Below are 9,189 nucleotides of genomic sequence, written 5' to 3'. Positions count from 1 at the left end.
CCGCCCCCACGCCCGCCGGCAGCCGCCGGGCCGCGATCTCGGCACCGCCCGCCTGCTGGCCGGCGCCCTCGCCCCCCGCCGCGCCCAGCAGCATCGCGAAGGCCGAGGCGCCCTGCTCGCCGCCGCCGGCAAGGCCGGTGCGGGCGGCCGTGGTGCCGGCCGTCGATGTCGTCGGGAACTGCCCTGCGAGGATCACGCGTTTCTCCGCCAGTCGTCGGCGCGGACACCGGATCCCCGGCGCGCGCCATCTTTTGCAAGAGAGGAGAGCAAATGCCGGGCCAGATCGGAAAAATCGCGAAAATCCTCGCCTTTTCGGTAAACACCCCCTTGTCGAGCCGCCCTTTGCGCCTCACATGCCGGGTAAAGTTTGCCGGGTGTGGCAAGCTTTGCCGGGTGGACCGGGCGAAAACCGCCCTGGCGCGCTGCGGCGTCCCCTTTCCCATGGGCCGGGCGATCCGCTATAGTCGCGGGCAACAGAAGCGGGCCGCCAGATACAGAGACCTCACGCGCGTCCTCCAGCGACCGTCCGCGCAGAGCCCGACAGCCGCCGCAAGCGGCCGCCGGCCCGCAATCCGACAGGACCGCAAGGTGACATTCATGCTCAACAGTCTCGACATCCCCAAGCGACCGGAGGACACCCGCGTCGTCGTCGCCATGTCCGGCGGCGTCGATTCCTCCGTCGTCGCCGGGCTGATGAAGCGCGAGGGATACGACGTCATCGGCGTCACGCTGCAGCTTTACGACCACGGCGAGGCGGTGCACCGCGCCGGTGCCTGCTGCGCTGGCCAGGACATCCAGGACGCCCGCCGCGTCGCCGAACGCCTCGGCATCCCGCATTACGTGCTCGACTACGAGGACCGCTTCCGCGAGAAGGTGATCGAGCGCTTCGCCGAGAGCTACATCGCCGGCGAGACGCCGATCCCCTGCGTCGCCTGCAACCAGACGGTCAAGTTCTCCGACCTGCTGGAGACCGCCCGCACGCTCGGCGCCGACGTGCTGGCGACCGGCCACTATGTCCGCTCCCGCCTCATCGACGGCCATCGGGCGATGTTCCGCCCGGTCGATCTCGACCGCGACCAGAGCTATTTCCTCTTCGCCACCACCCAGGAGCAGCTCGACTTCCTGCGCTTCCCGCTCGGCGGGCTGACCAAGCCGCAGACGCGCGAGCTCGCCCGTGAGTTCGGCCTCACCGTCGCCGAGAAGCAGGACAGCCAGGACATCTGCTTCGTGCCGCAGGGCCGCTATGCCGACGTCATCGAGCGGCTGAAGCCCAATGCCGCCGAGCCGGGCGACATCGTCCATGTCGACGGCCGGGTGCTCGGCACCCATCACGGCATCATCCACTACACGATCGGCCAGCGCCGCGGCATCGGCATCGCCACCGGCGAGCCGCTCTATGTCGTGCGCCTGGAGGCGGAGGGCCGCCGCGTCGTCGTCGGCCCGCGCGAGGCGCTCGGCACCCGCGAGATCGTCCTGCGCGAGATCAACTGGATCGGCCCCGGCCGCCTTTCCGACATCCCGCCAGGCGGCATCGAACTGCACGCCAAGGTCCGCTCCACCCGCCCGCCCAAGCCGGCCGTGCTGCGCCTCGTCGAGGGCCAGGCGGTGATCGATCTCGCCGACGGCGAGACCGGCGTCGCGCCGGGCCAGGCCTGCGTCTTCTTCGACGACGACGGCGATGGCGCCCGCGTTCTCGGCGGCGGCTGGATCGAGCGCACCATTCCCGTCAATTCAGGCCTCAGCGCCCCGCGCGCCGAAGCCGCCACCGTGGTTCCGCTGTAATGGCTGCCGAGTTCTGGCCCGTCAGCCGCCTGCGCCGGATCGCCGACCGCCTCGCCAAGCGCCTCGGCCTTGCCCGCGTCGCCGGCCCCTCCACCGGTTCGGTGGAAAGCGCCTATGCCCGCTGGGCGCCGGTCTATGACTGGGTGTTCACCGCGCCGCTGGTCTTCGGCCAGCGCGCCGCCGCGCGCGAGGCCAACCGGCTGAGCGGCGAGCTGGTGGAAGTCGGCGTCGGCACGGGCCTGTCCCTGCCGCTTTACGGCGAGAACCTGACCGTTACCGGCATCGACCTGTCGAAGCCGATGCTGGAGCGCGCCCGCGAGCGCGTGCGCCGCAAGAAGCTGAAGAACGTCGCCACCTTGCGGGCGATGGACGCGGCCGAGATGGATTTCGACGCCGCCCGCTTCGACATCGCCACCGTCATGTATGTGATGACCGTGGTGCCCGACCCCTCCGCCGTGCTCAAGGAGCTGGAGCGAGTGGTCAAGCCCGGCGGCACGGTGATCATCGTCAACCATTTCGCCGCCGACAAAGGCCTGCTGGCGCTGATCGAGCGCGGCCTTGCCCGCTTCGCCTCGACGCTTGGCTGGGACCCGCTGTTCCGCCGCGAGACGGTGCTCGACAACACCGCGATGGAGCTGGTCCGCGAGGAGCGCCTCGCTCCCTTCGGCCTCTTCACCATGATGGTGTTCCGCCGTCCGGACTGACCCGAACCGATCCTCTCGAGCCCGAAACGAGCGGCGGGCCGGTGTTACCCGGCCCGCCTGTCGTTGCATCCTGTCGTTACGTCCTGCCGGTCACATCTTTCCGGTCACATCTTGCCGATCGAGAAGAACAGCGTCTCGCCCGAGGCGTCCTGCAGGCCGTCATTGTCGGTGACGACGAAGGCGGTGCCGGCCGCGTCGATGGCGAAGCCCTCGACCTTGTCCTGCACATAGCCGTTCAGCACCATGAGGTCGGGAAGCAGGTCGCGCACCTCTTCCTTGCTCACCACCGGCAGGTCGCCGCCGAGCGGCGCCGGCTGCAGCTCCGCCACCGGCACGCGGTAGAGCTTCTTGATTGTCGCCGCCGCGCCGATCTGGTTGTCGCGCTCCAGCACATAGACATGGTCGCCATGCAGGGTGATCTCGGACAGGCCCACCCAGCCGGTCTCGGCCGCGTCGAGCGGGTAGTGCACCGCGCCCCAGGTCTTGGCCTTGGTGTCATAGGCCACCAGCTTGACCATCCCCTTGGGATCGTCCTTCCATTCGCGCTGCACCGCCATCCACAGCACGTCGCCCTGCACGGTGATCCCCTCGAAGCCGAAGCGGATCTCGTGGGCGAGCAGTTCCGGCGGCAGGGCGATCTCCTGGCGGATCTCGCCCTTGGCATCCGTGCGATAGATCGCATGCGGCACCAATCGGTCGCTACGCCCTTCCGAGGCCAGCCAGAAGCCGCCGTCACCGGCCAGCGCAATGCCTTCCAGATCCAGCTTCTGCGCCGGCTGGCCGGAGCGGGTCACCACCCGCTTTTCGGTGATGCGCGCCGGCGTCTGGTTGGCGTCGATCGTGTAGATGGCCGGCTGCATGCCGTAGACGCTGTCGGACACGGCGTAGAGAATGCCGGGCTTTTCCGCATCCGCCACCAGGCCGGACAGCGCACCCCAGCCGATCAGGCTGTCGGCCCCGGCCGAGGTCAGCATCGGATAGGCGGCCGGCGCGTCCTGCCATTCGTAGATCATCACATGGCTGCCGGCGCCGCCGTCCTCGCGCGCGTCGAACTCGTTCGCCGTGGCGATCAGGTTGCGCGAGGGGATGGCGACCACGCCCTCGGGGCTGATGCCGGAGGGCAGCACCTGGTGCAGGCGCGGTTCCGACAGGGTCGACACGTCATAGACGCCGATCACCGAGCCGCGCTCGGAGGCGACGAAGACCATCGGGATGCCGCCGAACGTGCCGGTCTCCATGCCTTCCGGCTCCACGCCCTTGGAATGGCTGCGGTGCTCGGGATAGTGGCCGATCTCGACCAGTGCATGTTCGAACGACGTGCCGGCGTCATAGACCAGCGTGCCGTCGCGGCGGAAGATCGACCAGCCGCGCGTGCCGCCCTTCCAGTCGCCCTCGTTGGCGAAGGCGACATGGTCGCCGTCGAGCCACTTCACCGCATCCGGCTCGCGCGGGATCGGGCCCTTGCTGCCGGTGAACTCCAGCGCGCCGTTGCGGCGGGTGTCGACGCCCTCCAGCGTCACCTCGCCGGCCGAAAAATGCGACACCACCGTGCCGTCCGCGCCGATGATGACGATGTGGTTGTTTTCCTGCAGCGTGACGACGATCTCGCCGGCCTCGTTGATGTCGACGAATTCCGGCTCCGGATCTTCCGGAGCGATCTCGGCAAGGCCGGTCATGTCGATCACCTGCAGCGCCGCGCAGTCCACCGCGCCGTCGCTGACCGGCAGCTTGACGACGAAGCCCGCCGGCATCTGCGGCAGGCCGCCATCGCCCAGCTTCTCGTCGCGCTCGTTCTCGATCGCCACCGCCAGGAAGCTGCCGTCCGGCGCCTTGGCGACGGAATCGGGCTGGCCGCCGAGGTCGCATTCGGCGACGATCGCCTTGCTGGCCGGGTCGATGGTCACCAGCTTGCCGGAGGGATTGGCATAGCTTTCGGACGTGTTGACGCCGGCGAAGACCATGTTGCCGACGAAGACGGCGGTGGTCGGCTCGCCGCCCACGTCGATATTGCCGAGCGGCTTGGGCGCGCGCGGGTCGGTGATGTCGATCAGGCCGATCACCCCGAGCGGGCTGTCGCTATAGACCAGGGTCATCCCGTCTTCCGAGGCGGAGATGATCTCGGCCGAGGTTTCGCGGGCCAGATCCTCGCCCGGCGCCATGTTGGCGATCACCGGGAAGGTGGCGATGCGGTTGAAATTCTGCTCGGCGCCGGCCATCGCCGTGGAGGCGAGAAGGGCTGCTGCGAAGCCTGCAAGTGTACGGAGTGTCATGGGTTCCCCTCTCCTGACCGCGATCGGTCGCGGATACGCGGAACCCGTGTTAGGGGCGGTCTGTGACACGCCGTTGACAGCCCGTCCCGATCCGCCTGGCGGCACCGTCACACAGGTTTGGCGGAAGGGATCGAGCGGCCGGGACAGGGGCTAAGGGGGAGAGCCCCTGCGGCCGTCGGAAAACCGCGTCAGCTTTCCGTTTTCTCGGAAATCTCCAGCAGCAATTCGTCTTCATCGCGGAAATAGAGGGTGAAATGCTCCGGGTTCAGCGCCCGCCGGTCGGGATCGGGCTCGCGGTCGAGGATATACTGGATGGCCTTGCCGACATCTTCCGCGATCATCGGCACCGCCTCCTTGAAGGAGGGGTAGCCGGCGATGAGAGTGTAGGACGTGACGAGGACCGTTCCGACCATCTTGAACCGCGCGATGATGCTGCCCGCGCGCACGTCGCTGAAGTCGAGGGTCAGCCCTTCAAGGGCGACATCGTATCCCGAAATGCTGAAGCCGAGGCCCGCATCGAGGACCGCGTGAAGAGCGTCATTGATCTTCTCCGCGATCTCCCGCGAGGCCTGCTCGGCATATGCGTCCCCGACCTCCGCGAGGGAGACCCCCGTATAGACGATCTCCGCATAGCCCAGGGTGAGGGTCTCCGCCTCGGGTTCGGGCTCCATCATCTCCATCATGGCCATTTGCTTGCAATCCGCTTTTTGTCCGCGCAGGCAGATCAGAATTCATTCATGAAACAAAATTATACTACCATTACTGCCTTAAATTTAAAAGTATTATTACGTTAACTTCACGCAAAAATCCTCTCATCTGCACAAAGAGAGGTTCTGCATGTTGAAAAATCCCCGCATCCTTGCTGCCACACCCCACCAGAGCGACAGCCGGGAGAACGGCCGTCGTCACACACATGAGTTGCAGCGCCGCTATGGTCCAGCACAGGCCGCCACACGCGGCCTGCCTCCAGCCAGCATGGCCCCCCACCAGTAAAGAATGCCAGCAAAGGAGTCCCAGCATGGATCGCAAGACCGAACAGGACGTTGATTTCGAAGGCTTCTCCTTCGACGCATTCGACGAGGCCCGCAGGCCCTCCCCGCAGACGACCGGCTTCGACCAGGTGGTCGACAGCGCGCTGTCCCGCCGCGGCCTGCTCGGCCTCCTCGTCTATGGCTCCGGCGCCGCCGCCATGGGCCTTGGCACCGGCGTGACCGGCCTGCTGTCGTCCGTCTCCGCCGAGGCCGCCGCCTCGCGCTTTGCCTTCGCCGCCATTCCGATCGCCACCGACGCCACCGTGCATGTGCCGGAGGGCTACACCTGGCAGGTGCTGGCGCGCTGGGGCGACCCGCTGTTTTCCGACGCCGCGGAGTTCGACCACGCGACCGGCGGCGACGCCGCCACCTCCGACCGTGTCTTCGGCGAAAACACCGACGGCATGGAACTCTTCACCATCGGCGGCCGCCAGGTGATCGCGGTCAACCACGAATACGTCAACCCGAAGCTCAACCTGCCGAACAATGACGGCGGCACGCCGGCGAGTGCTGAGGACGTGCGCAAGCTGCAGAACCTGCAGGGCGTCACCGTCATGGAAGTGGCGGAAGGCGAGGACGGCTGGCGCATCGTCGTCGACAGCCCGCTCAACCGGCGCATCGACCACAACACGCAAATGCGCCTGTCGGGTCCGGCCGCCGGCCACGACCTGTTGAAGACCGAAGCCGATCCGACCGGCACCGCCTCGCTCGGCACCTTCAACAATTGCGGCTCGGGCCGCACCCCCTGGGGCACCTATCTGACCTGCGAGGAGAACTTCAACGGCTATTTCGGCTCGACCGACGAGGCCGTCGCCCTGCCCGAGCACTTCAAGCGCTACGGCATCGGCGCCAAGAGCGTCTATTCCTACGAGAAGTTCGACCCGCGCTTCGACATCTCGAAGAACCCGAACGAGCCGCACCGCGCCGGCTATGTCGTCGAGATCGATCCGTCCGACCCGTCTTCCGTGCCGGTCAAGCGCACCGCCCTCGGCCGCTTCAAGCACGAGAACGCGGCGACGGTTCTGACCCGCGACGGCCGCGTCGTCGTCTATATGGGCGACGACGAGCGCGGCGAGTTCCTCTACAAGTTCGTGTCCGCCGGCATCTACACGCCGGGCGGCGACACCTCGACCCTGCTCGACGAGGGCACGCTCTTCGTCGCCCGCTTCGCCGACGACGGCAGCGGCGAGTGGGTCGCGCTGACCCCGGAGGCGACCGGCATGTCGGCGGCCGAGATCGCCATCTTCACCCGCGTCGCCGCCTCCAAGGTCGGCGCCACCACCATGGACCGGCCGGAATGGGTCGCGGTCAACCCGGTGGCGGCGGAGGCCTATTGCGCGCTCACCAACAACACGCGCCGCGGCGTCAAGCCGAATGCCGGCGGCGACGACACCCCGGTCGGCGGACCGAACCCGCGCGCCGAGAACCAGTATGGTCAGATCGTCCGCTGGTATCCGGCCGGCGACGATCACGCCGCCACCGGCTTCACCTGGGACCTCTTCGTCATGGCCGGCAATCCGACCGTCCATCAGGACGCCTATGCCGGCTCGCCGAACATCCATGACGGCAACATGTTCAACGCACCCGATGGCATGATGTTCGACACGACCGGCCTGCTGTGGATCCAGACCGACGGCGACGACGACAACGCCGGCGACTTCGCCGGTCACGGCAACAACCAGATGCTGGCCGGCGACCCGGCGACGGGCCGCATCGAGCGCTTCCTGACCGGCCCGCACGGATCGGAAGTGACCGGCCTCACCTGGTCGGCCGACCGGCGCACCATGTTCGTCGGCATCCAGCATCCCGCCTCGCCCTTCCCGGACGGCGAGGGCACGCTCGGCCGCTCCAGCATCGTCGCGGTCAAGCGGGCGGACAACGCGCCGGTCGGCTGAGGCCGTCCCGGATCGCCCTTATTCCCGCCCTGTCCCCGTTTCGGGGGCCGGACGACAAGCTCCGGCGCGCTGCGACAAGCGGCGCGCCGTTTTTTGCGACGATTGAGAGAGTTTGAGAGGCCGATTCTCAAAATTTCTCAAAATTTTGCAAAAATCTCGCAAAATTCTGCAAGCCTCCGCCCCCTGCTCCAACCCTGTCCCGCGCCTGCCTCGCGCCTGCGCCGCCCCTGCGCCGCCCCTGCGCCGCGCCTGCGTCGCCCCTGCCCCGCGCCTGCCTCCGCCCCTGCCTCGCCCCTGCGCCGCGCCCGCTCTTGTCCCCGACGCCGCGCTCGCTCTTATCCCCGCCGCCCGCGGAGCGCGCATCGTCCCGCTCCTGATTTTGCAAATCATTCGCAATTGCATTGACAAGTTGCAAATGGTTCTCATAATCATTCAAAACAACGGGACATCCCCGCCGCCGGCACTGCCGGACCGGGAGACACGAAAGGATACAGCGCATGCGAACGGGATCTATCACCGGGCTTCGACGGATCGCCCTGGCGGCGGGCTTGATGCTGCTGGCGCTCGCGGCCCTCGCGCCGGGCCAGGTCCGGGCCGAGGCCTCGCAGGCGGCGCGGCCGCTGTCGGTCGTGGTTACCACCGGCATGATCGCCGATGCGGCGCGGCGGATCGGCGGCGATCATGTCGAGGTGCGCGCGCTGATGGGGGCGGGCGTCGACCCGCATGCCTACCGCCAGACCCGCTCCGACATCGCCGCCATGGCCCGCGCCGACCTCGTTCTCTGGCACGGCCTCTACCTTGAGGCGCAGATGGAAGGCTTTCTCAAGGAGCTCGGCGCCCGCAAGCCGGTCGTCGCGGTGGCCGAGAGCCTGCCGCGCGAGCTGCTGATCTCTCATTTCGACTATGCCGACAAGGTCGACCCCCATGTCTGGATGGACCCGCGCCTGTGGTCGCGCGTCGTCGAGGCGGTGCGCGAGGCGCTTGTCGCCGCCCGGCCGGAGGCGGAAAAAGCCTTTTCGGTCAATGCAAAAGCCTATCTTGACGAGTTGGAGCAGGTCGCCGCCTATTCCGACACGGTCTTTGCCAGCGTGCCCGAAACCGCGCGGGTTCTGGTGACGGCGCACGACGCCTTCAGCTATTTCGGCCGCGCCCAGGGCTTCGAGGTGCTCGGCATCCAGGGCATCTCGACCCAGAGCGAGGCCGGCCTGCAGCGCGTCGCCGAACTGGTCGACATCCTGGTGGACCGGCGGATCGGCGCGGTTTTCGTCGAAAGCTCGGTCTCAGACCGCTCGATCCGCGCGCTGATCGAGGGCGCCGCGGCGAAGGGCCACACCGTCGCCATCGGCGGCGAGCTCTTCTCGGATGCAATGGGCCCGGAAGGCGCCTATGAAGGCACCTACCCTGGCATGATCGATCACAACGCCACCGTGATCTCGCGCGCTCTCGGCGGCGATGCGCCGGAGCGCGGCATGGCCGGCCGGCTGGCGGCGGGAAGCTGAGGAGCGTG

Annotated in this window: 7 protein-coding genes; 4 read left to right on the top strand and 3 right to left on the bottom strand. The window is 67.8% G+C overall.

What is annotated here, in order from left to right; genetic code table 11:
• Positions 1 to 196 (bottom strand): hypothetical protein (locus P2PM1_RS19675; RefSeq protein WP_208985350.1); only part of this gene is annotated, 196 nt, incomplete at its 3' end.
• Positions 197 to 597: 401 nt separating this feature from the next.
• On the opposite strand from P2PM1_RS19675, the gene mnmA reads away from it, so the two are divergent.
• Both mnmA and P2PM1_RS19665 read left to right on the top strand, forming a co-directional pair.
• Entirely contained in the window at positions 598 to 1,782 is a 1,185-nt protein-coding gene (gene mnmA / locus P2PM1_RS19670; protein WP_186400221.1) for a tRNA 2-thiouridine(34) synthase MnmA, read from the top strand.
• Positions 1,782 to 2,486 carry a class I SAM-dependent methyltransferase gene (locus P2PM1_RS19665; RefSeq protein WP_186400216.1) on the top strand — a complete coding sequence of 235 codons (705 nt, stop codon included), beginning with the start codon at positions 1,782 to 1,784 and terminating at the stop codon, positions 2,484 to 2,486. Before mnmA ends, P2PM1_RS19665 begins: the two co-directional genes overlap by 1 nt.
• Positions 2,487 to 2,590: 104 nt before the next feature.
• Here the strand turns inward: P2PM1_RS19665 and P2PM1_RS19660 are convergent, their stop codons facing one another.
• A complete protein-coding gene (locus tag P2PM1_RS19660) occupies positions 2,591 to 4,756 on the bottom strand; it encodes an esterase-like activity of phytase family protein (RefSeq protein ID WP_186400215.1) in 2,166 nt (721 codons plus the stop codon).
• Positions 4,757 to 4,944: 188 nt separating this feature from the next.
• The gene (locus P2PM1_RS19655; RefSeq protein ID WP_186400214.1) at positions 4,945 to 5,439 is read right to left on the bottom strand and encodes a hypothetical protein; all 495 of its coding nucleotides are present in this window, start codon (positions 5,437 to 5,439) and stop codon (positions 4,945 to 4,947) included.
• Between the two features lie 335 nt (positions 5,440 to 5,774).
• On the opposite strand from P2PM1_RS19655, the gene P2PM1_RS19650 reads away from it, so the two are divergent.
• Both P2PM1_RS19650 and P2PM1_RS19645 read left to right on the top strand, forming a co-directional pair.
• Positions 5,775 to 7,682, top strand: a complete 1,908-nt coding sequence (locus tag P2PM1_RS19650) for a PhoX family phosphatase (RefSeq protein WP_186400213.1) — start codon at positions 5,775 to 5,777, stop codon at positions 7,680 to 7,682.
• 497 nt (positions 7,683 to 8,179) lie between these two features.
• Positions 8,180 to 9,181: a metal ABC transporter solute-binding protein, Zn/Mn family gene (locus P2PM1_RS19645; RefSeq protein ID WP_208985349.1), complete on the top strand. Its 1,002-nt coding sequence runs from the start codon at positions 8,180 to 8,182 to the stop codon at positions 9,179 to 9,181.
• Positions 9,182 to 9,189 lie beyond the last annotated feature (8 nt).

Source organism: Stappia sp. P2PMeth1, assembly GCF_900185735.1.
GTDB lineage: Bacteria > Pseudomonadota > Alphaproteobacteria > Rhizobiales > Stappiaceae > Stappia.
This window is presented reverse-complemented; position numbering and strand designations above follow the sequence as displayed.